The sequence below is a fragment of the Embleya sp. NPDC005575 genome (assembly GCF_040605455.1).
In the GTDB taxonomy this organism is placed as follows: Bacteria; Actinomycetota; Actinomycetes; order Streptomycetales; family Streptomycetaceae; genus Embleya.
In genome coordinates, this window is the sequence record NZ_JBEXCV010000103.1 from 1 (window position 1) to 22,245 (window position 22,245).

16 protein-coding genes are annotated in these 22,245 nt (G+C 69.1%); 2 read left to right on the forward strand and 14 right to left on the reverse strand.

Going from position 1 to position 22,245, the window contains the following annotated elements:
* Nucleotides 1-148 precede the first annotated feature (148 nt).
* A complete protein-coding gene (locus ABZS54_RS28620) occupies nt 149-319 on the forward strand; it encodes a hypothetical protein (protein ID WP_355542160.1) in 171 nt (56 codons plus the stop codon).
* 72 nt (nt 320-391) lie between these two features.
* On the opposite strand, the gene ABZS54_RS28625 is transcribed toward ABZS54_RS28620, so the two are convergent.
* The gene (locus ABZS54_RS28625; RefSeq protein ID WP_355542162.1) at nt 392-790 is read right to left on the reverse strand and encodes a helix-turn-helix domain-containing protein; all 399 of its coding nucleotides are present in this window, start codon (nt 788-790) and stop codon (nt 392-394) included.
* Between the two features lie 68 nt (nt 791-858).
* On the opposite strand from ABZS54_RS28625, the gene ABZS54_RS28630 reads away from it, so the two are divergent.
* Nucleotides 859-1,527 (forward strand): nitroreductase family protein, encoded by a 669-nt coding sequence (locus ABZS54_RS28630; RefSeq protein ID WP_355542165.1) that lies wholly within the window; start codon nt 859-861, stop codon nt 1,525-1,527.
* Between the two features lie 542 nt (nt 1,528-2,069).
* Here the strand turns inward: ABZS54_RS28630 and ABZS54_RS28635 are convergent.
* The 13 genes from ABZS54_RS28635 to ABZS54_RS28695 form a co-directional block, all read right to left on the reverse strand.
* Entirely contained in the window at nt 2,070-2,504 is a 435-nt protein-coding gene (locus tag ABZS54_RS28635) for a hypothetical protein (RefSeq protein WP_355542168.1), read from the reverse strand.
* A gap of 25 nt (nt 2,505-2,529) precedes the next feature.
* Nucleotides 2,530-7,224, reverse strand: coding sequence for an RHS repeat-associated core domain-containing protein (locus tag ABZS54_RS28640; protein ID WP_355542170.1), 4,695 nt, complete (start codon nt 7,222-7,224; stop codon nt 2,530-2,532).
* Between the two features lie 13 nt (nt 7,225-7,237).
* Nucleotides 7,238-7,546 (reverse strand): hypothetical protein, encoded by a 309-nt coding sequence (locus tag ABZS54_RS28645; protein WP_355542173.1) that lies wholly within the window; start codon nt 7,544-7,546, stop codon nt 7,238-7,240.
* A 223-nt stretch (nt 7,547-7,769) separates the two neighbouring features.
* Nucleotides 7,770-9,056 carry a thymidine phosphorylase gene (locus ABZS54_RS28650; RefSeq protein ID WP_355542176.1) on the reverse strand — a complete coding sequence of 429 codons (1,287 nt, stop codon included), beginning with the start codon at nt 9,054-9,056 and terminating at the stop codon, nt 7,770-7,772.
* Nucleotides 9,057-9,107: 51 nt separating this feature from the next.
* Nucleotides 9,108-9,500: a cytidine deaminase gene (locus tag ABZS54_RS28655; RefSeq protein WP_355542179.1), complete on the reverse strand. Its 393-nt coding sequence runs from the start codon at nt 9,498-9,500 to the stop codon at nt 9,108-9,110.
* A 4-nt stretch (nt 9,501-9,504) separates the two neighbouring features.
* Complete coding sequence (locus ABZS54_RS28660) at nt 9,505-10,821, reverse strand: ABC transporter permease (protein WP_355542182.1); 1,317 nt, start codon at nt 10,819-10,821, stop codon at nt 9,505-9,507.
* Nucleotides 10,822-10,850: 29 nt separating this feature from the next.
* Nucleotides 10,851-12,182 (reverse strand): ABC transporter permease, encoded by a 1,332-nt coding sequence (locus tag ABZS54_RS28665; protein ID WP_355542185.1) that lies wholly within the window; start codon nt 12,180-12,182, stop codon nt 10,851-10,853.
* The gene (locus ABZS54_RS28670; protein ID WP_355542188.1) at nt 12,179-13,777 is read right to left on the reverse strand and encodes an ABC transporter ATP-binding protein; all 1,599 of its coding nucleotides are present in this window, start codon (nt 13,775-13,777) and stop codon (nt 12,179-12,181) included. Before ABZS54_RS28670 ends, ABZS54_RS28665 begins: the two co-directional genes overlap by 4 nt.
* A gap of 126 nt (nt 13,778-13,903) precedes the next feature.
* Nucleotides 13,904-15,016, reverse strand: a complete 1,113-nt coding sequence (locus ABZS54_RS28675; protein WP_355542191.1) for a BMP family ABC transporter substrate-binding protein — start codon at nt 15,014-15,016, stop codon at nt 13,904-13,906.
* 400 nt (nt 15,017-15,416) lie between these two features.
* The gene (locus tag ABZS54_RS28680) at nt 15,417-16,625 is read right to left on the reverse strand and encodes an amidohydrolase (protein WP_355542194.1); all 1,209 of its coding nucleotides are present in this window, start codon (nt 16,623-16,625) and stop codon (nt 15,417-15,419) included.
* A gap of 184 nt (nt 16,626-16,809) precedes the next feature.
* Nucleotides 16,810-17,808 (reverse strand): methylmalonyl Co-A mutase-associated GTPase MeaB, encoded by a 999-nt coding sequence (meaB, locus tag ABZS54_RS28685; protein WP_355542197.1) that lies wholly within the window; start codon nt 17,806-17,808, stop codon nt 16,810-16,812.
* Complete coding sequence (gene scpA, locus ABZS54_RS28690) at nt 17,808-20,024, reverse strand: methylmalonyl-CoA mutase (protein ID WP_355542200.1); 2,217 nt, start codon at nt 20,022-20,024, stop codon at nt 17,808-17,810. The genes meaB and scpA overlap by 1 nt, the downstream gene beginning before the upstream one ends.
* Nucleotides 20,021-21,928 carry a methylmalonyl-CoA mutase family protein gene (locus ABZS54_RS28695; protein ID WP_355542202.1) on the reverse strand — a complete coding sequence of 636 codons (1,908 nt, stop codon included), beginning with the start codon at nt 21,926-21,928 and terminating at the stop codon, nt 20,021-20,023. The genes scpA and ABZS54_RS28695 overlap by 4 nt, the downstream gene beginning before the upstream one ends.
* Between the last annotated feature and the right edge of the window lie 317 nt (nt 21,929-22,245).

The following is a 22,245-nucleotide window of genomic DNA, read 5'->3' on the forward strand; positions in this document are numbered from 1 at the left end:
AAAACCAAATAATTATTGTGGTGACTGGATTACTGAGTTGTGATCTGCCGATCCCCCGCCCCCGCGGCCCCTCGACCCCCTGAGCAGCGCACGCCGGCCGGCCCGGGTCCCGATCGGGACCCGGGCCGGCCTTGACATGCTGGGCGCCATGGACGAGCACCACGACCCGGCCCCGGGACCACAGCCGGGCGACCGCGACGACTTCGGCCGGGTGTACCGCCCACACACCGTGCGCGCCGGCTGCGCGCTGCTCGGCTGCCTGCTGGTGATCCTGGCCTCGGCCGTGCTGATCACCGCAATAATTTGGCGGACCCTGTGACGAGTGCGACGGTGCGCCCTCGGGCCGGCGCGATCGTACGTCCGCGCGGGTGTGCCGGCGGCTCATGCCCGGTCAGTAGCCCAGGGCAGCCTTGCGCTCGGCCGCGGTGACCCTGGCCCGCTCGATCTCGTTGATGTGCGTCTCGGTCCATTCGCGCAGCGCGCGGATCGGCCCACCCAGGCTGCGCCCGAGGTCGGTAAGTTCGTAGTCCACCCGGGGCGGGATGGTCGGGGTCACCGTGCGCAGCACGAAGCCGTCCGCCTCCAGGCCGCGCAGGGTCTGGGTGAGCATCTTCTGCGACACGCCCTCGATCCGGCGGCTCAGGTCCGTGTACCGCATCGTGCCGTCCCGCAGCGCGTCCACGATCAGCACCGTCCACTTTCCGGCGATGTGGTCCAGGACCTGACGCGTCGCGCACTTGGCGCTGTAGACATCGGCGGGAAGGCCGATCGATTCGACGATGGTCACCATTCGAGGAGAGTAGCGCACTAATTAGTGCCTACTTCCCGTCGGAGAGTGCCTCTCCCAAAATTGTGGCCATGAGCAACGACACGTCGATCCGCACCGCCTCGGTCGCCGAGGCCATCCGCACCCGCCGCACCGTCCGCCACTACCACCCCGAGCCGATCCCGGCCGACGCCCTCCGGACTCTGCTCGAACTCGCCGTCGAGGCCCCCACGAGCTGGAATCTTCAGGACCGTTCGATCGTGGTGGTCACCGACGACGTGGGCCGTGCCGGCCTGATCGAGGCCACCGGTGGTCAGCCGCAGACCCGGGAGGCGCCCGTATTGCTGGTCTTCGTCGCCGAGCCGCAGGCGTGGCGCGAGGAGCATGCCGACGTGTACGAGCAGGCTCGCCGCAACGGGGCCTGGAACGACGCGTTCGTCACCATGTTCGCGGCGGCGTCGCGGGAGTTCCAGCAGGACCTGGCCGCGCGTGGGATGTTGCGCGAGTACGCGGTCAAGGACGCGATGATCGCCGCCACGTATGTCATGCTCGCGGCCGGCGAACTGGGCCTGGCCACATCGCCGATGAACGGCTGGGACGAGGCCCTGGTCAAGCGGGCGATCGGCATCGGGGATCGCGACGACCTGGCGATAGCGCTGATCGTCGCGGTCGGCCGACCGGCCGAGGAGCGACGGCATCCAGGGCGCCGGGCCCTGGAGCGCAACGTCTTCCACGGCCGATACGGCGCCGCGGGGTCGTGACCGGGGACCCGTCCCGGGATCTCGGCGGGCCCCTTGTCGCGGGAGGACCGGTGCGTCGTGCCCGGGCACCGCGAGAATGGCCGGCGAACGCGTGCCGGCCCGTACGCGAACCGGCCGACATCGCGCGCCGACCGGCCCGGGTCCCGAACGGGGCCCGGGTCCGCCGGTCTTGGCGTGCTGAGCCCATGGACCAGCACCACGACCCGACCCCGGGCCGCACCCGGGCGGCCGCGACGACTTCGGCCGGGTCTACCGCCCGCACACCGTGCGCGCCGGCTGCGCGCTGCTCGGCTGCCTGCTCGCGATCCTGGCCTCGGCCGTGCTGATCAGCATGCTGATCTGGCGGGCTCTGTACTGATCCGGCGGCCTCGGTAAGTCGATCCGGCGGACTCTGTGACGAGCACGCCGTCGCCGACTCGCGCGGGCACGCGTTGGGTCCTCGGCTGGGGCGGTCGGGCGTGCCCGGGTTGCGCGAGTACCCGGACGGGAGTCGAGGGCCTCTTGGAGAGCGGGTCCAGTCGGTCCGGATCGGGATCGACTGCTCAGTACGGGAGGTCGTGTGCGTTGATCTCGGTCAAGCCAAAAGTCTCCAGCAGCGGCACCAAACGGTCGACATACCAGCCGAAGTCACAAAATTTCGACCCCGCCGGCAGATTCTTTCGATTGATCTCGATCAGGAACGAGATGGCCTGACGCCCCGGCAGAAAGAGCAGATCTCCACCCCTCGGGAATTCGTCCAACAGCGCCGAGATTCCGATCGTGGTCGTCCCCGGGTCCGCCCCCGCAAAGAGACGCAGCACCTCGGGCATCCGCTCCTCGTCGACCCTGGCCCAGTCGAACAGGCCGTCCTCGTCCACCACATACGAGACACCCCCGTCCATGACGAAGGAAATTCCGCCCTCCCGAAGACCGGCAAGAACGCCGCCGACATCGACAACGGCCTCGAACTTGAAATCGATGTCCGCAGTCCTGCTCATACGAATCTCCCCATGAATATCACCTCTACTCCCACGGAATCACGGTATAGGGTATTCCCTTCCTGGTGAACCAGTCCGTGAATTCGGCGGGGATCGGATTTTCCGAGATGATCAGAAAATCCGCATCGTTGTCGGTCGCAATCCGAAGCTTCTGCCCCTCGGTCGAGAAGAACTTCGCCTTGCGCGGAGCATTCTCCTGGAGCAGCTGCCAGAAGCCGCCGGATTTTGCCTCGTACCACGTCTTGCGCGGAGACCCCTCCACGACGAAGGCGCCATCATACTGGCGACCGCCCGACGAAAACGCCTTCTCGCCGTTCAGGGTGTCCATGAGGTATTTCTCGTAGGCGTCGCCCCGCTCCTGCCCGAGGCGTGCCCCCGACGGCTTCGGCCCTTCCGGCTCGTAGGGGGACAGCCCGTATGGATCGGCCAGGCTGAGCGGGTTTTTGACATACCCGTGAGGGTTCGGCGAAGGGGCGAGCCCGAGGGGATCGGGGCTGATATAGCCGCCGACTTCCGGATCGTAATACCGGTGGAAGTTCTGATGCAGTCCGGTTTCAGCATCATAAAACTGGCCGGGGAATCTGAGCTGCACGTGCGGACCGCCCGCATGATCCACCACTTGGCCCCAGAGGGCACCCCGCGCGGCCAGGGAACGTGTACCGTCCGGGCCGATCAATGCGTCGGGCGCCCCGGAGATATCCGCGACAATCGCATGAAACGAGGATTCGGCACGCGCCGAACTCGCTGCGGAAGGTGTGGTTCGCAGCACTGCGGCAACCGGTCGATGCGTCCCCGGCACGTACTCCCAGGTTTCCGAGTCACCGGACTTGGAGGTGTATGCCGACAACAACGCGCCATCCCAGTCGAACTCATACGACTCGCCGGACGATTCGCCCGGTGCGATGCGCTTCTTTGCGGTTCGTCGAGCCAATGCATCGTAGGTGTACTGCCAACACCCGCCGTCCGGCACGACGACAGCGACGAGGCGATCGTCGGCATCCCAGCTGAACACCCAGGTCTTCGTTCTGCCGGACAACGTCTTGCGGGACTTGCGGACCAGACGGTCCTGCGCGTCGTACTCATACCGGGTACGACCCACTCGGCGAACCAGAGTCCCGGCGCATCGACGTTCTCCTTGAATGGCTTCACCGTCCTCGTGGCCACCGTCGGGCCACCCGGCGTCGGTGATGTTTCCCATCGCGTCGTAGGCGTAGCGTTCGGTCCAGTTCCTCGCATGTATCGCCGTGACCCGACCCGACGGATCGAGGTCGAAAGTTCGCACGCCGTCACGACTGTCGTCGATCTCGGTCGGGAACCCGTCGGCACGATACGAATACGTCCTGCGGTGCAGTTCGTCGGGACCGAGAAGAGGATTCAACGCCTCGGTGATGCGATCCACCGGTTCGCCTCGGCTGAGGATCTGCGCGGACAGCCGGCCGACGGCATCCCATTCCTGGGTGAGCGTAACGGCGTCTCCGAAACGACGTTCGGTTTCGCGTCCGACCGGATCGTGACCGAAGACCACGGTGTGCCCGGCGCTGTCCAGGACGGTGGGACGGCCGGCGGCGTCATAGGACCAGGTGCTGACATGCCCGGCAGGCGTCTCGCGCCGGATGCGGCGACCCAGCGCGTCATAATCGTTGCTCAGCCGGCGGCCGTTGGAGATCTCGGCCGTGACACGACCCGGTAAGTCGCGTTCGAAGGCCAGATCGACGTCCGGGTTCGTCGCTCGAGCAAGGCGTCCGCACCGGTCGTACTCGTACGACGTCACTCGTCCGGTAGAGGTGTGCACGTGTCGGGCGACCCGACCGGCCGCGTCCCGCTCGATCTCGATGACCTCGCCGGCCCCGTTCGCCCGGTGTACCAGGTTTCCCGCCGCGTCGAACCCATAGGTCAGCGTGCGGCCGTTGAAGTCCCGCTCACCGATCAACCTGCCCGCCGCGTCGTACGAGTAGACCCATTCCTGTCCATGGGGATTCGTCACGGAAGTCATCCGCAGCTCCGAGTCGTACCCGAACAGGTAACGCGCGCCGGAGGCGTCCGTCCGGGCCGAGACCCGGTCGAAGTAGGTGACCTCGTGCAACGTCGTGTTGCCCGCGGGATCCCGGTGGCACAACAGGTTGCCCTCGGTGTCGTACGCCCATTCCTCGCGCGCTCCCGCCTGCTCACGCCATGTGGGCTTCCCCTCGACGGTCCAGCCCGATCGCGTCGTTCGTCCCGAGGGGTCGACGACCGAGGACGGACGACCGAACGCGTCCCGCTCGATCCGGGTGCCCGCACCGATCGGATCGATCACCTCGATCGGCAGCCCCGCCGCGTCGTAGGCGTACCGCCGAGTCCCACCCAGCGCATCCGTCGACACCGCGACGCGCCCGAACGCGTCGCGGATGTACTCCGTGCGTTCGCCGGCCGGGTCGACGGTGGCGACGCGATCGTCGCGATCGTCGTACTCGTACCGCCATACCGCTCCGTCCGGGTCGACGATCTCCACCGGATTGTCCCGGTCGTCGAACCGCACCCGGGTGCACGCCCCGTCCGCCCGAACGATCTCGGTGAGATTGCCCCGGTCGTCGTGGGTGAACCGGGTGACCCGGCCCAGTGGGTCGGTCGAAGTACGCAGCCGGTTGCGGTCGTCCCATTCCGTGTGCGTGGTGTTTCCGAGCGCGTTCGTCTCCGAGGTGATCTGGTACGCGGCGTTGTAGCGGTAGATCGTCGACTGCCCCAGTGAGTTCGTCGCCGTGGTCGTTCGGGTTTCGTCGTCGTAGGTGAAGCGCGTGTCCAAGACGCCGTCGGTACCCGTCGTGCGCACACAGCGTCCGGAACTGTCGTAGACATACGACGAGGACATGCCGATGCGGTCGGTCCACGAGGTGACGCGGCCGTCGGCGTCGTAGGTGAACCTCATCGGCACACCCGAGGAGTCGACGACCTCGGTCAGGTCGCCGTGTACGTCGTAGGCGTAGCGCATCAGCACCACCCCGGCGGGATGGTCCGAATCCCGCAGGTGGGTGTCCGGATGGGTGTCGTGCAGTCGCAGGCAGATCACGCGATGGTGCTGGGTTTCGACGCCGATTCGGTAGCCACCGCTGTGCCGTATCTCCGCGGGGTTGCCCGCCGGATCGTAGGCGACGTCGATCCGATTGCCGTTGCGATCCGCGACCGCGATCAGATGCAACACCAATCCGTCGCGTCCGGCTTCAGCCGACCCGTTCGCCGGCGCCGCAAAGTACCTTATGACTCCCGTGGGTTGCTCCGCGATGGCGAATACCCCACCCGGCAGACCGTCCCACGCCAAAGCGAGCGGCGGCCCCGCCGCCGGGAAGACCCTGGTGCCCGCCTCGGGCACCGGATAGTGCAACACCAGACCGTTCGAGTCGGTGAACACGACCTGCCCACCGGACAGTTCCAGATGCTGATCGAGCCAAGACGCCCAGGAGCGGCCGAACCAGCGTCCGTGCCGGTAGGAGGACTGGTGACAGCGAGTCATCTCCCATGGAAGAGCGCCGGGCAGCGCGACGTCCGTCTGCGGCAGCACCATCTTGCCCGCGGCAACCTCGACCGGGTCACCGGCCTCGGTGGTCGCCGACCTCGGTCGGCCGGTCTCGTTGAGTGCCACCGGGTCGACCGGCCCGCGCGATCCCTTGGGGACCGCGCCGGAAGCAGGCGTGTTCGCCCGATAGCCGGCGGCACCGGCGGTCGCGCCGAAGGCAAGGTCCGCGAGGGTGATCGGGGTGCCGGTGATCGTGTCGATGATCGCCACGGTTCCGCCGCCGGCGACCATCTGACCCGGAATGCTCTGCAAGGCCGCGGGTGCCTTGCCGGCCACCGAAGACAGCCTGGTGGGGAGGGCGAGCTTGGGCAATGCGTTGGCGCCCGCCGAGAAGGTGCCGCCGACAGCTCCTCCGGCGGCACCGTACGCGGCGGTGGTGCCCACGTGGTCGAGGGTGATGCCGTTCTGCGCGCCGAGGGCGATCTTGACCGGCTGGGCGACGGCCAGGTCCAGCGTCACGGACATGACCGCGCCGACGACGGCCGAGCCGACGATCGAGCCGATGATCGCCAACACGCTTTCGCTGATCGCCAAGCCGGCCGCCATCGCGGCGGCGCGGGCGATATTGGTCGCCGCGGTGATCGCCGCCCCCGAGAGCACGCCGATCCCGGGCACGAAAAGAAGGCCCGCCCCGACCAGGATGGTGGCGGCAACGGCCAGGATCTCGGCTTTGAGGACCGTCTTCTGCTTCTCGACGGCATCGGCCAACTTCCTCAATGAGTCGGCTTGTTGCCGGCACGAGCCGGCCATTCCGGGCAGCCAGGGCGCAGCGCCGCCGTCGTACCGGCCCCAAAAGGCGGCGAAGTTGTCTATCGGTGCGCCCTTGTTGCCGGCCACAATGGCGCGTGCGGCAGGTGAGGCACCGGCCGTGACCTGGTCCAACGCGACGGCCATGCGGTCGTAGACACCCGCCATCTGCCGGAGCTTGCTCTCGTCCGCCTCCGGCCATGGCAGGCCGAGAAAGCGCACGACCTGCTCGACGGCCTCGTCGCCAAGGCTCACCAGGCCCTTGAGTACGGCCATGCACTCGTCGAGTGTGGCTTCCGCCAGGTCGACCACGAAGTCGACCGCGTCACCGACCTTGTGCGCACCCGCTTCGACGACGTCCTCGGCCTTGTCCAAACCGTCGCCGACCGCGTCGACGGCGTCTCCCAGAATCCCCCAGCCCATCGGCCCGCCCCGCTCAGCTCAGCTTCTCGGCGTTGGCCTGGTCGGTACGCACCACGTTGTCCACCAACGCCTCGAGGGTCGGACCGATACTCGCCATGCCCAGTGCCAGATTGTCCCCACCGCGCACGATGGCGTCCTGGTTCTCGACGAACGTCGTGCCGAACTTTCGGCCGTTCTCGTCATTCCCCCACGGAGCGCCCAACCCCGATAACTCGGCCTTGAAAGCCTCGGCCGCGGCTCGAAGATGCTCGGCCTGGGCGGAGAACTGCGGGATGAGTCCCCGGATCTGTGCCGGATCCACCTCGAAATCAGCTGTCGCCATCGCCGCCCCCGCTACCGATGATGATCACGCTCCGCGAAGCGCCTCACACAATGTGTCGGCAACATAGCATCGCTCGGTTTCCCGTACATGGGTTCGAGGAATAAGTGAGATGACTCGCACCAGTCGGTCGGTTGGGTCCTCCCGACGCTACTTCGATTCGGTCATGCGAAAGCGGCCTTCGGTTCTCCGTCGGGAGAGCCGAAGGCCGCGGGAAAGACGGGGATCAGGCCGTCGGGCCGATCCGGTCGATCAGGATCGGGGTGGGCTCGAAGGCGGTGCCGGCCGGGGCGATGGTGACCGCGTCGGCCAGGATCTCGCTCGCGTAGGCGAATCGCTCCGGGGTGTCGGTGTGCAGGGTCATCAGCGGCTGCCCGGCGGTGACCGGGTCGCCCGGCTTGGCGTGCAGTTCGATGCCCGCGCCTTCCTGGACCCGCTCCTCCTTGCGGGCCCGGCCCGCGCCCAGGCGCCAGGCCGAGACGCCGACCGCGTACGCGTCCACGCGGGTCAGCACGCCGGACAACGACGCCGTGACCACCTGGGTCTCGCGCGCCACCGGCAACTTCGCGTCCGGGTCGCCGCCCTGGGCCTGGATCATCCGGCGCCACACGTCCATCGCGGAGCCGTCGCGCAGCGCGTCCGCCGGGTCGATCCGGGTCTGCCCGGCCGCCGCGAGCATCTCGCGGGCGAGCGCGAGGGTCAGCTCGACCACGTCCGCGGGGCCGCCGCCCGCGAGCACCTCGACCGACTCGCGGACCTCCAGCGCGTTGCCCGCCGTCAACCCCAGCGGCGTGGACATGTCGGTCAGCAGCGCGACCGTCTTGACCCCGTGGTCCACACCCAACCGGACCATGGTGCGGGCCAGTTCGCGCGCGTTGGTCAGGTCCTTCATGAACGCGCCGGAGCCGACCTTGACATCGAGCACGAGCGCGCCGGTGCCCTCGGCGATCTTCTTGCTCATGATCGAGCTGGCGATCAGCGGGATCGCCTCGACCGTGCCGGTCACATCGCGCAGTGCGTACAACTTCTTGTCCGCCGGCGCGAGGCCGTCACCCGCCGCGCATATCACCGCGCCGACGTCCTCGAGCACGCGCATCATCGCGTCGTTGGACAGCGCCGCCTGCCACCCGGGGATGGCCTCCAGCTTGTCCAGCGTGCCGCCGGTGTGCCCCAGACCGCGGCCGGACAACTGCGGGACGGCCACGCCGCACGCGGCGACCAGCGGCGCGAGCGGCAGCGTGATCTTGTCGCCGACGCCACCGGTCGAGTGCTTGTCCGCGGTCGGCCGGGACAACCCCGAGAAGTCCATCCGCTCGCCCGACGCGATCATCGCGTCGGTCCAGCGGTTGATCTCGGCCGCGGTCATGCCGTTGAGCAGGATGGCCATCGCGAGCGCGGACATCTGCTCGTCCGCGACCTCGCCGCGCGTGTACGCATCGACCACCCAGTCGATCTGAGCCGCCGTCAGTTCACCGCGGTCCCGCTTCGTACGGATGACCGAAATCGCGTCCATGCTGTCCGTTCTCTCTTGGCCGCCGAGGCGACCCGTTCGGGTCACGAGCAATTACCGACGAAGGTCCCCGGGCCCGAAGGCATCCGGCAGGATCTCCCGCAACGGCCGTATCCCGTGCTTGGTTTCCAGCAACATCTCGGCGCCGCCGTGCTCCCACAGCAGTTGTCGGCAGCGCCCACACGGCATCAGTACCGCACCCTCGCCGTCCACGCAGCAAAACGCCACGAGCCGGCCGCCCCCACTGGCGTGCAGTGCGGACACCAGGCCGCACTCCGCGCACAACGTGAGGCCGTACGACGCGTTCTCCACGTTGCACCCGGACACGATCCGGCCGTCGTCCACCAGCGCCGAGGCGCCGACCGGATACTTCGAGTACGGCGCGTACGCACCCCGCATCGCCGCCGTCGCCGCGTCCCGCAGCGCCGGCCAATCGATCTCCGACACCCCGTCAGCCCTTCGTGTAGGGCTTGTTGGCCGCCGCCGGCGCGCGCACCTTGCCGACCAGACCGGCCACCGCGAAGATCGTCACGACGTACGGCATCATCTGCAGGAACTGGCTCGGGATCGAGGTGTTCAGCGGCTGCAGCGACGTCGCCAGCGCACTGGTGAAGCCGAACAGCAGCGCCGCGGCCACCGCGCCCAGCGGACGCCAGCGCCCGAAGATGACCGCCGCGAGCGCGATGTAGCCCGCGCCCGAGGTCATGTCCTTCGAGAAGGTGCCCACCGTGCCGATGGTCAGGAACGCACCGCCGATGCCGGCGATCGCGCCCGCCATGATCACGTTGCGGTACCGGGTCGCGTTGACCTTGATGCCGACGGTGTCCGCCGCCGTCGGGTGCTCGCCCACCGCGCGGGCGCGCAGGCCCCAGCGGGTGTAAAACAGGCCGAGGTGCACGATCACGATCAGCGCGTACGTCAGGTACACGATGATGTTCACGTCGAACAGCACCGGGCCGATCACCGGGATGTCCGCGAAACCCGGGATCCGGATGTTCTCGAACACGCCCGGGTTGTTGTAGCCCTCGGGGTCCTTCTGCAACAGCTGCGTGTACAGGAAGCCGGTGATGCCGGCGACCAGCAGGTTGATCACCACACCCAGGACGACCTGCTCGACCAGGTAGCGCACCGCGAAGACCGCGAGCAGGCCGCCGATCAGCGCACCCGCGACCGCGCCCGCGGCCAGCCCCGCCCACAACGACCCGGTGACCGAGCCGGTGAGCGCGGCGGCGAACGCGCCGAACAGAAACTGACCGTCGATGGCGATGTTGACCACGCCGGAGCGCTCACCGATCACGCCCGCGAGCGCGCCGAGCACGAGCGGCACGGCGGCCAGCACGGTGTTCTGCAGGGCACCCGCGAAGGACATCTGCTTGCCCGCGACCGCCCACACCAGGAACGCGATCACGAACGCGATCAGAAACAGCGCGATGCTCAGCCGGATCGCCACTCGGGACCGGTCCAGCACGATCCGCAGGACACCCGCGATCATGCACACCACGGACATCGCGATCGCGACGGCCCGCGCGGGCAGCGACAGGTTGCCGACCTCGGTGGTGTCCCGGTTGGGCACGTTCATCCCGAAGACCGCATCGAGGCCGCTCTCGGTGCCGAGGCCGAACGCCCACAGCGCGTACAGCCCGACCACGATGAAGCCGATGCCCGTGATCAGGGCCTTCTTGCGGGCCGCGGCCCGCACCACGGCGGCGGCCTCGCCGGTGGGGTTCACCGGGGCCTCCACGTGCGGGGCGATCACGGTGTCCGCCACCTGCGTGCCTCCTTCAGGGTTCCGCTCGCTCATGCCTGGACCCCCACGGTCTCCTTGGCGGCCAACGGCCCGCCCTCGGCACCCGTGCGGGCACCGCGCAGCCGGAAGATCGAGCGCACCAGCGGCGGCGCCGCGACGAACAGCACGATCACGGCCTGGATGACGATGACGATGTCGACGGACACGTTCGCGGACGCCTGCATCACCGAACCGCCCGCGCGCAGCGCACCGAACAGCAGCGCGGCCAGCACGGTGCCCAGCGGCTTGGTACGCCCGAGCAGGGCCACGGTGATCGCGTCGAAGCCGATGCCGGCGTCGATGCTCGGGGTCAGCGTGTGCGCCGGGTTGGTCGAGCTCATCACCTGCGAGACACCGGCGAGGCCGGCCATCGCACCGGCGATCACCATGGCCAGGATCTGCGCCCGGGCCACGCTCATGCCCGCCGTACGCGCCGCGGCCGGGTTGGAGCCCACCGCGCGCAGCTCGAAGCCGAGCGTGGAGCGGTTGAGCAGCCACCAGTAGATCCCGGCCGCGACCAGCGCCAGGATGATGCCGAAGTGGATCCGCAGGTTGTCGCCGAACAGGTTCGGCAGCACCGCGTTCTCGTGCGCGTCCTTGCCGATCGGCTGCGCCTGGCCGCTGCGGCGGAAGGTGTCGGTGGTCAACAACCAGCCGAGCATGAGCACCGCGATGTGGTTGAGCATGATCGTCACGATCACCTCGTGCGCGCCGTAGCGGGCCTTGAGGAAACCGGCGATGCCTGCGTACAGACCGCCGCCGATCATGCCGGCCAGGATCACGAACACCAGGTGGATCACCGGCGGCAGATCGACGACGAACCCTATCCACGACGCGAAGACCGCGCCGACGATGATCTGGCCCTGCGCACCGATGTTGAACAACCCGGTGCGGAACGCGATCGAGACCGCCAGACCGCCGAAGATCAGCGGCGTGGCCTGGGTGATGGTCTCCGAGAGCGGCCGGAAGATGTCCTCGATCGAACCTTCGGAGAAGGTGTCCGGGTTCACGATCGAACCCTTGAACATCGCCGTGTAGGCGTCCCAGACCAGCGTCCAGGAGCTGGAGAGCGCCTCGCCCGGGGCGGCGAAGAAGTACTTGTACTGGTCGAGCACGTCCTGGTCCGCGAGGATCATCAGGATGCCGCCGACCACCAGCGCGAGCACGATCGCCAGGAAGGTCACCACGGCCGAGTTGCCGGTGATGATCGCGTCGAGCATGGCTCGACCGAGCGAGGGCTTGGCCGGCGCCGAGGCGCTCGCCCCGTCCGGCTCGCCCGTCATGGTCAGGTCCGGCTGCGCCTCGCTCGGCTCACCGGGCGTGCTGTTGTTGTCCTCGGTCACGCTGGGTCCTCCTCCCCCGGGGTTGCGTCGCCCTCGATGGTCGTGGTCTCGGCCGCGTCCGATTCGACGGCCGGCGCCGCCTCGGCCGGGTCCTTGCTCGGGATCACGCCGGCCATCAGCAGACCCAGGTCGCCTCGGGACGTGGTGGGCGGCACGATGTCGACGATCCGACCCCGGTACATCACCGCGATCCGGTCGGCCAGCGCGACCACCTCGTCCAACTCCGTGGACACGATGATCACCGGGGTGCCGACGTCGCGCTCGGCCACGATCCGCTTGTGGATGAACTCCATCGCCCCCACGTCCACCCCTCGGGTGGGCTGCGAGGCGATGAACAGCCGCAGCGAGCGCGAGAGTTCGCGCGCCACGACGACCTTTTGCTGATTGCCGCCGGACAGCGTGCCGGCCGCCGACTCGATGGTCTGGGTGCGGATGTCGAACTCCTCGACCCGCTGCCGCGCGTTGTCGCGCACCGCACTCGGGACGATCGATCCGCGCCGCCCGAACGGCGCCTGCGTGACCATGTCCAGGACCAGGTTCTCGGCCACCGTGAAGTCGCCGACGATGCCGTCGTGCTGACGGTCCTCGGGCACGAAGCCCACCCCGGAGGTGAGGATCTGCCGCGGGCTCATCCCCGCGAGGTCCCGGCCTTCCAGGGTGATCTTTCCGGCGGCGGGCATGCGCAGGCCCAGGATGGCCTGGGTCAGTTCGCTCTGGCCGTTGCCGTCCACACCCGCGATGCCCAGGATCTCGCCCTCGCGCAGGTGCAGGTCGACCCGGTCCACCACGGCCTGGCCGTTGCCGTCGAGCACGGTCAGGTCCTCGATCGCCAGCCGGACCTCGCCCGGCTGCGCCTCGTTCTTGTCGACCACCAGCTTGACCGGCCGGCCGACCATCAGCGACGCGAGTTCCTTCTCCGAGGAGGCCGGGTCGGCGGTGCCGACCACCTTGCCGCGCCGGATCACGGTGATCCGGTCGGCGACCGCCTTGACCTCTTTGAGCTTGTGCGTGATGAACACGATGGAGTGGCCGGACGCGCGCAGCGCGCGCATCACCCGGAACAGCTCCTCGGTCTCCTGCGGAGTGAGCACCGCGGTGGGCTCGTCGAGGATCAGCACCTTGGCGTCGCGCACCAGTGCCTTGAGGATCTCCACCCGCTGTTGCAGACCGACGGGGAGGTCCTCGACCAGCATGTCCGGGTCGACCTTGAGGCCGTACTCGTCGACGAGGTCGAGCACCTTCTTGCGGGCCCGACGGCGGTCCAGCCAGCCCAGCGGCTTGGTCTCCTCGTGGCCGAGCATGACGTTCTCGGCGACGGTGAAGACCGGGACCAGCATGAAGTGCTGGTGCACCATGCCGATGCCCGCGTCGATCGCGTCACCGGCGGTCCGGAACTTGCGGGGGGTGCCGTCGACGACGATCTCGCCCTCGGTGGGCTCGTAGAGCCCGTAGAGCACGTTCATCAGAGTCGACTTGCCGGCACCGTTCTCACCGAGAAGGCAGTGGATCTCCCCCGGCTCGACGGTCAGGTCGATGTGGTCGTTGGCGACCAGCGACCCGAACCGTTTCGTGATTCCGCGCAGTTCGAGCTTCAACGCGGAGACCTCCTCGGCTACGCCCCGCAAGGGGCCGCTACGGGTTCGACCCGGGTCCCCTCGGGGCCCGGGCGGTACGGACACGGGCGCCGTGGAATCTGCTTCCACGGCGCCCGATCGTGTGGGTCAGCTCTTCGGCTGGTTCTTCGAGGTGATCTTGATCTTGCCGCTGACGATGTCGGCCTTGACCGTGGCCAGCTCGGTCTTCAGGTCGGCGGGGACCTTCGAGTCGAAGTCGTGGAACGGCGCCAGGCCGACCCCGTTGTTGGCCAGCGTGCCGATCGTGGACTTGGTGGTGAACTGGTTGTTCGCCGCAGCCTTGACCGCGTTGAACACCTGGGCCTTGATGTCCTTGGTCACCGTGGACAGGAACACCGACTTGTACTGCGCGGCGCTCTCGTAGCCGTCCTGGTCGACCCAGATGACGCTCGCCTTGCCGCCGCTCTTCTGCACGGCGGAGGCCGCGCCGAGACCGGTCTGACCGGCGACCGGCATGATCACGTCGGCGCCCTGGGCGATGAAGTCGTTGGCGATCCGCTCACCGTCGGCCGGCGAGTCGAACTTGCCCGCCAGCGAACCGTCGCCCTTGACGTCGTCCCAACCGATGACCTGGACGTTCTTGCCCTTGGTCTGGTTGTAGTACTTGACGCCCTGGACGTAGCCGTCCATGAACACGGTGACCGGCGGGATCGGCAGCGCACCGAAGGTGGCGACCTTGCCGGTCTTGGAGTAGCCCGCGGCGAGGTAGCCGCCGAGGAAGCCGGCCTCGGCCGTGTTGAACTGCAGGCCCTGCACGTTCGGCTCGATGCTGGCCGAGTCGACGATCGCGAACTTCTGGTCCTTGTTCGTGCTCGCGGCGGCCTTGGTCGCGTCGGCCATCAGGCCGCCGACCGCGACGATCAGCCCGCACTTGTCGTTCACGAGGCTGTTGAGGTTCGGAACGTAGTCGTTCTCGGTCTTCGAGGTGATGTACTTCACGTCGACGCCCAGCTCCGACTTGGCCTGCTGCAGGCCCGCCCACGAGGAGGCGTTGAAGGAACGGTCGTCGATGCCGCCGGTGTCCGTCACCATGCAGGCCTTGAAGTCGATCTTGGTGGCCTGCGTACCGCCCGGAGTGGCACTGGTGCCCGAATTCGACTTCTTGTCGTCGTTCTTGGGCTTGCTACCGCACGCGGCGGTGGCAGTAAGAGCGAGAGTGACGCCGACCGCAGCTGCGGTCACCTTGGATACCCGGCGCACGGGTGTCTCCTTCCGATGAGCGCCCCTTCGGGCGCTGCTCCCAGATGCAGACTCTGACGCGGTTGGTTCCCTGGTAAACGCGCGTAGACCTGCTAGCCGTCGGAGAGCATACCTAGTAAAAGAATATGAGCGACAAAAACCGTGAATCGCGACCGCAACACGCCCCGTTAGCCCGGCCGAGTAGCCGGAGCCGAGACGGGTCGGCGCGGAACCGGGCAGTCCGCGACATGACAAGACGGAAAAGACCCGGTGCCGCACGAGATCGAACGGCACCGGGTCGGAACATTACAGACTTACGAACGTGGGAGGAACGGGGACCGGGGTCGCGGTGGTTAACAGTTCCGCATACGTCCCATCTCGACGACGCCACCCGCACGGCGCGCACCGGGCCCGGCCGGGGTCAGCCGAAGGGCCGCAGCGCCAGGCCGACGAACAGTTCGACGCCGATCCCGATCGCCCGCTCGTCGACGTCGAACTGCCCCTGGTGCAAGTCGTATACGGGGTCCCCGACGGGTCGCACGCCGAGCCGGGTGAGCTCGCCGGGGACCTGGTCCAGGAACCACGAGAAGTCCTCGCCGCCCAGGCTCTGCTCGGTGCCCTCGACCGCACTCGCGCCCAGCACACCGGTCGCGATCGTGCGCATCGCGGCGACCGCATCCGGGTCGTTGACCACCGGCGGAACACCCCGGTGGTGTTCGAGCTCCCACTTGGCGCCGTAGGTCGAGGCGATCGAGTCGACCAGCTCGTGCATCAGATCCGGAGCCTGCCGCCACGCCTCCAGGTCCAGGCAGCGCAGCGTGCCCTCCAGCTCGCCGGACTGCGGGATCACGTTCGGCGCGGAGCCGGACTGGATCCGCCCCCACACCAGACTGGCGCCCGAGCGCGGGTCGATCCGCCGGGAGAACGCCGAGGGCAGCTCCGAGGCGACCTTGGCCAGCGCGGTGACCAGGTCGGTGGTGCGATGCGGGCGGGCGGTGTGGCCGCCCGCGCCGGTGAGCGTGATCACCACGCGGTCGCACGCCGAGGTGATCGCGCCCGCGCACAGCCCGACCCGGCCGACCTCGACCTTGGGATCGCAGTGGATCGCGTGGATCTCCGCGACGCCCGCCAGGCCGCCCGCCTTGATCACGTCCAGCGCGCCACCGGGCAGCTTCTCCTCGGCGGGCTGGAAGATCAGCCGGACCGGTCGCGAGAGCAGTCCCTCGCGCGCGAACTCGGCCAGCACCAGCGCCGTGCCCAGCACGATCGAGGTGTGCACGTCGTGGCCGCACGCATGCGCGCGACCGGGCACGGTCGAGCGGTAGGGCACGTCCTTGACGTCGTCCACCGGCAGCGCGTCGATGTCGCCGCGAAAGGCGATCAGGTCGTCCGCGGCGACCCGGCCGGCGGGTGACGCCCGCTCGGGTCTGATGTCGCACACCAGGCCCGTCCCGGGCAGTAGCCGCGGGCGCAGGCCCGCGCGTACCAGCCGTTCCCGGATGAGCCCGGTGGTACGGAACTCCTCCCGACCCAGCTCTGGGTGCATGTGCAGGTCACGCCGAAAGGCGACCAGCTCGTCGGCGAAAGCCGCGGCTTTGGCGGCGGCCTGGGCGGGGAGGGATTCGCTCACCCACGCAAGACTACGTTGCATCGGTCTTCGCGACGTGGTAGAGAGCGAATTACCCCCGTTCGGGTGAGAAAAAAGCCTCCCGCCGGCGCATGCGCTACGGCCGGTAGGGGTAGGACTGTGTGCTCGTTCCTGTGATGGCCGACTTCCCTGAGCTTGACCCCGCATCAACCAAGCGTGCGATTGATCAGGACTCCCCTTGCCGCCCATGGAACGCGTCCAGGATGCGAGACGCGGCAAGCGTCGCGGTGAGATTGCCGTCCCGGACGTCGCGTTCGAGGTCGGGCACGATGGCCCGCACCGCGGGGTGCCCGTGCAGCTGCGCCAGGAGCGAGTCGTGCACCGTCGCCCATGTCCAGTCGACCTGCTGTCGGCGTCGAAGCTCGGCCAACTCGCCGGTCGCCTCCAGGGTCCGCCGATGCTTGAGGATGGTGTCCCAGACCTCGTCCAGGCCATCCCCGGACAGGCCGGAGCAGGTCAGTACCGGCGTCGTCCACGACTCCCCCGCACGGCGCATCAGCCGCAGCGCGCCCGCCAGTTCGCGGGCCGCCCGGCGGGCCGCGAGCGCGTACTCGCCGTCCGCCTTGTTCACCGCGACCACGTCGGCCAGCTCCAGGACACCCTTCTTGATGCCCTGGAGCTGGTCGCCGGTGCGCGCGAGGGTCAAAAACAGGAAGCAGTCGACCATGTTCGCCACGGTCGTCTCGGACTGGCCCACGCCGACCGTCTCCACCAGCACCACGTCGTGGCCGGCCGCCTCCATCAGCACGATCGACTCGCGGGTGGCCCGCGCCACGCCGCCCAGCGTGCCGGCGGTCGGCGAGGGACGGACGAAGGCGTTGTCGTCCACGGCGAGCCGACCCATCCGGGTCTTGTCGCCCAGGATGCTGCCGCCGTGCCGGGAGGATGACGGGTCCACCGCGAGCACCGCCACCCGGTGCCCCTCGCCGGTCAGCCGGGTGCCCAGCGTCTCGATGAAGGTGGACTTGCCCACACCGGGCACGCCGGTGATGCCCACCCGGTGGGCACCGCCGGCGTGCGGCAGCAGCTTGACCAGCAACTCCTGCGCGAGGTCGCGATGGTCGGCCCGGGTGGACTCCACCAGCGTGACCGCCCGGGCCAGGATCGTCCGGTTGCCCGCGAGCACGCCTTCGGCGTACGCGCCGACGTCGATCACGCGTGCCATCAGTCGACCGGCAGCTCGTGGTCCAACTGCTTGTACAGGCCCTTGAGCAGGTCCACCGCGGCATCCGCGATCACCGTGCCGGGCGGGAAGACCGCCGTGGCGCCCATGTCGAGCAGCGGCTGCACGTCGGCGGGCGGGATCACCCCACCGACCACGACCATGATCTCCTCGGCGTCCAGCGCCGCGAGCTCCTGCCGCAGCGCCGGGACCAGCGTGAGGTGACCGGCCGCGAGCGAGGACACGCCGACCACGTGCACATCCGCCTCGACCGCCTGCCGGGCCACCTCGCCCGGCGTCTGGAACAGCGCGCCCACGTCCACGTCGAAGCCGAGGTCGGCAAACGCGGTGGCGATCACTTTCTGCCCCCGGTCGTGACCGTCCTGGCCCATCTTGGCCACCAGGATGCGCGGCCGGCGACCCTCCAACTCCTCGAACCGGGCGACCAGCGAGCGGGCCGTCTCCACGTTCGGCGACATGCCCACCTCTTCCCGGTAGACCCCGGTCAACGTGCGGATCTGCGCCTGGTGACGCCCGTACGCCGACTCCAGCGCGTCGGAGATCTCGCCGACGGTGGCCTTGGCCCGCGCGGCGTCCACGGCGAGTGCGAGCAGGTTGTGCTCCAGGTCGCGCGGCCGGGTGCCCTCGACGTCGGCCTGCGCCGCACCGGACAGCGCGGCCAGCGCACGACGCACCGCGTCGTCGTCGCGCTCCTCGCGCAACCTGCGCAGCTTGTGCAACTGGCCCTCGCGGACCGCCTTGTTGTCGATCTTGAGCACGTCGATCGCCTCATCGCTGGCGACCAGGTACTTGTTCACGCCGATCACCGACTGCCGGCCCGAGTCGATCCGGGCCTGGGTCCGCGCCGCCGCCTCCTCGATCCGCAGCTTGGGCAGGCCCTCGGCGATCGCCGACGCCATGCCGCCGGCCCGCTCCGCCTCGGCGATGTGCTCGCGGGCGCGCACCGCGAGGTCGTGGGTGAGCCGCTCGATGTAGGCCGAGCCACCCCACGGGTCGATCACGTCGCACGTGCCCGACTCCTGCTGGAGCAGCAGCTGGGTGTTGCGCGCGATCCGGGCGGAGAAGTCGGTCGGCAGTGCGAGCGCCTCGTCCAGCGCGTTGGTGTGCAGCGACTGGGTGTGCCCCTGGGTCGAGGCCATCGCCTCCAGGCAGGTGCGCACCACGTTGTTGAACACGTCCTGCGCGGTCAGCGACCAGCCCGAGGTCTGCGAGTGCGTGCGCAACGAGAAGGACTTGGGGTTCTTCGCGCCGAACGACTTCACGATGTCGGCCCACAGCAGGCGCGCGGCACGCAGCTTGGCGACCTCCATGAAGAAGTTCATCCCGATCGCCCAGAAGAACGACAGGCGCGGCGCGAACGCGTCGATGTCCAGGCCCGCCGCGACGCCGGCGCGCAGGTACTCGATGCCGTCCGCGAGCGTGTACGCCAGCTCCAGGTCGGCCGTGGCCCCGGCCTCCTGGATGTGATAGCCGGAGATCGAGATCGAGTTGAACTTCGGCATCTTCTGCGAGGTGTACGCGAAGATGTCGGAGATGATCGACATCGAGGGCTTGGGCGGATAGATGTAGGTGTTGCGGACCATGAACTCCTTGAGGACGTCGTTTTGGATCGTCCCCGTCAGGTGTTCCGGTGCCACCCCCTGCTCCTCCGCCGCGACGATGTAGAGCGCCAGCACCGGCAGCACCGCGCCGTTCATCGTCATCGAGACGGACATCCTGTCCAGCGGGATGCCGTCGAAGAGCTGGCGCATGTCGTAGATCGAGTCGATCGCGACACCCGCCATGCCCACGTCGCCGGTCACCCGCGGGTGGTCCGAGTCGTAGCCGCGGTGAGTGGCCAGGTCGAATGCGATCGACAGACCCTTCTGGCCGGCCGCCAGGTTGCGCCGGTAGAAGGCGTTCGACTCCTCCGCGGTGGAGAAGCCCGCGTACTGGCGGATCGTCCACGGCTGGTTGACGTACATCGTCGGGTACGGACCGCGCAGGAACGGCGTGATGCCCGGGTAGGTGCCCAGGAAGTCGAGCCCCTCCAGGTCCTCCTCGGTGTACAGCGCCTTGAGCGGGATGCCCTCGGGAGTGTCGTGCGTGAGTGCGTCCGCGTCCTTGCCGGTCTCCTCGCGCACGGCGTCCCGCCACGCGTCGAGGTCACCGGACGCGGGCGCGTCGAGCTCGACCTGGGTGAAGTCGGGAATGCTCATTTCGCCCCCTCCGGGGAATCCGCCACGGTGTCGTAGGTGGCGTGCAGGACGGCGAGCGCGTCGCACCCGGTGTACACGTACCCGTCCGGGTCGGCTCCGTGCCCGTTTTGGCCCGCGATCAGGATCCGGCGGGCGCCGGCCTCGCGCAGCGCGGCGGCGACGGGCGCCGCCAGGGTCGCGTACAGCTTCTCCGAGGAGGTCAGCACGACGGTCGCCGGCCGGTCGGCCGCCGTCCACCGGTCCAGGACCTGCTCGACCGCGCCCTCGTCCACCGCGGTGATGCCCGCTTCGACGGCGGCGATGCCGCCGGCGGCGAACAGGTTGCCGGCGAAGCCGGCCCGCGCGGTGTACTGCGCGAGCGGGCCCAGTGTGGCCAGGAACACGCTCGGGCGCGCACCGGACGCGGCGAGCAGCGCGTCCGAACGGTCGCGCAGCGACTCGTACGCCTCGGCATAGCGCACCCGGGGCAGCCCGGCGGCGGAGACCGGGACGTCGGGCGCGCTTTCGCGCACGACCGGCACCTCGGTCAGGTTGGGGAACTCGCTGACGCCGGTGATCGGGTCGGTGCGGTCGGCGATGTCCTTGTCGCGCTTGGCCCGCACCTCGGCCAGTTGCCCGGCGAGCCATCCCGAGTCGAGCACCGCGACGATCCCGCCGCGCCGCTCGATCTCCTGGAAGAACGCCCAGCCGGTGCGCGCGAGGTCGTCGGTGAGCTGTTCGACGAACCACGAGCCGCCGGCCGGGTCGATCACCTGCGCGAGGTGCGACTCCTCCAGGAGCAGCGCCTGCGTGTTGCGGGCTATCCGCCGGGAGAACGGGTCGGACAGGCCGATCGCGGCGTCGAAGGCGCGAACGGTGACCGCGTCGGCGCCACCGACGCCGGCCGCGAAGGACGCGACCGTGGTGCGCAGCATGTTGACCCACGGATCGCGCCGGGTGGTCATCGCCCACGAGGTCAGCGCGTGCTGGCGCTGGGCACCGGCCGACGCGGAGGCACCGGAGGCCTGGGCGACCCGGGCCCACAACCGGCGGGCCGCGCGCAGCTTGGCGATGGTCGGGAACTGCTCGGCGGTGGCCGCGAAGCGGAACTCGAGCAGTCCCAGCGCGGTGTCCACGTCGAGTCCGGCATCGGTCAGCGCGCGCAGGTACGCGACGCCGGCGGCGGTGGCCGCGCCCAGTTCCTGGCCCTCCGAGCCCCCCGCCTCGTGGTACGGCTGCCCGTCCACGGCGATGGCCTGCAGGCCCGCGAATTCCGCGTGCACCCGGGCCGCGAGCTCGGCGGCTGCGGCCACGTCGGCGCCCGCACCGGTGCGCGCGTGGTGCGAGATCGGGTCGGCACCCGTGTTGCCGCGCGGTTCGCCGGGAGCGACGCCGCTCGCGCGGAACACGGCGAGCAGCGCGTCGGCGGCCGAAACGAAGTCGGCGCCTGTGGTCAGGGCCACCGGCGCCAGGTCGAGCAGCACACCGTCGAGCGCGCGGGCCAGGTCGACCGGCGCCAGCGCGCCGTCACCCACCTGAAGGAAGACGGAAGTGACCCCGTTCTCCAGATCGGCGAGCACGCTCTCGTTGGCCCGAGCCGGGTCGGAGTCGGCGTGCAACTGGCGCACGTCCCAACCGTCCGCGGCGTGTCCGGCCGCGCGCGAGCCCCGGACGAACGGGCTCAGCCCGGGTACGCCCGGCCGGGCGGCCGCCTCCGTGTACAGCGGGGACAGCTTGATGCCGTCGTAGGTAGTGGTCGCCAGCAGGTCTTCGGGGTGCTCGGGCGCGTCGTTCTCGCCCAGCACCTTCGATTTGCGGAGCACGCCGGCCACGAGGCGCTGCCATTGTTCCCGCGTGGGCTGCGGAAATTGGCTCGCGAAGGTGGATCCGGTAGACGTGCCGCCATCGACAGTAGCCTCCGTCATGGGTCGCATCGTAGGGACCGACGGGGCGGATGAATACGCACTCCCGATGTGATGCCGGCCCTACCCGTCGGTCACCTCTGTGACCTGGGCCTTCGCACCTGCCCCGATCTTTCGTCCACAAGCGTGGCGCTTTCACCCGGACGAGTGCTGACGGGGCGTCAGCAATTCGTGACGCGTGACGTCCGGCTCACCCGGATGGTTCCACTCCGTCATGCGGAATGGATCACATCGCGCGCCCTGCCACAAGGGGCCCCCTCATCGGTGGCTACCATGGCCGGGGCCGGGCGACCGATACCCGGCCGGGCCGACCGACAACC

Excerpts from the sequence above, each read along its gene's own strand:
- ABZS54_RS28625 (WP_355542162.1), bottom strand. The coding sequence starts at position 790 with ATGGTGACCATCGTCGAATCGATCGGCCTTCCCGCCGATGTCTACAGC.
- ABZS54_RS28645 (WP_355542173.1), bottom strand. The coding sequence starts at position 7,546 with ATGGCGACAGCTGATTTCGAGGTGGATCCGGCACAGATCCGGGGACTC.
- scpA (WP_355542200.1), bottom strand. The coding sequence starts at position 20,024 with ATGAGCATTCCCGACTTCACCCAGGTCGAGCTCGACGCGCCCGCGTCC.
- ABZS54_RS28630 (WP_355542165.1), top strand. The coding sequence starts at position 859 with ATGAGCAACGACACGTCGATCCGCACCGCCTCGGTCGCCGAGGCCATC.
- ABZS54_RS28620 (WP_355542160.1), top strand. The coding sequence starts at position 149 with ATGGACGAGCACCACGACCCGGCCCCGGGACCACAGCCGGGCGACCGC.
- ABZS54_RS28695 (WP_355542202.1), bottom strand. The coding sequence starts at position 21,928 with ATGACGGAGGCTACTGTCGATGGCGGCACGTCTACCGGATCCACCTTC.
- ABZS54_RS28640 (WP_355542170.1), bottom strand. The coding sequence starts at position 7,224 with ATGGGCTGGGGGATTCTGGGAGACGCCGTCGACGCGGTCGGCGACGGT.
- ABZS54_RS28635 (WP_355542168.1), bottom strand. The coding sequence starts at position 2,504 with ATGAGCAGGACTGCGGACATCGATTTCAAGTTCGAGGCCGTTGTCGAT.
- meaB (WP_355542197.1), bottom strand. The coding sequence starts at position 17,808 with ATGGCACGCGTGATCGACGTCGGCGCGTACGCCGAAGGCGTGCTCGCG.
- ABZS54_RS28650 (WP_355542176.1), bottom strand. The coding sequence starts at position 9,056 with ATGGACGCGATTTCGGTCATCCGTACGAAGCGGGACCGCGGTGAACTG.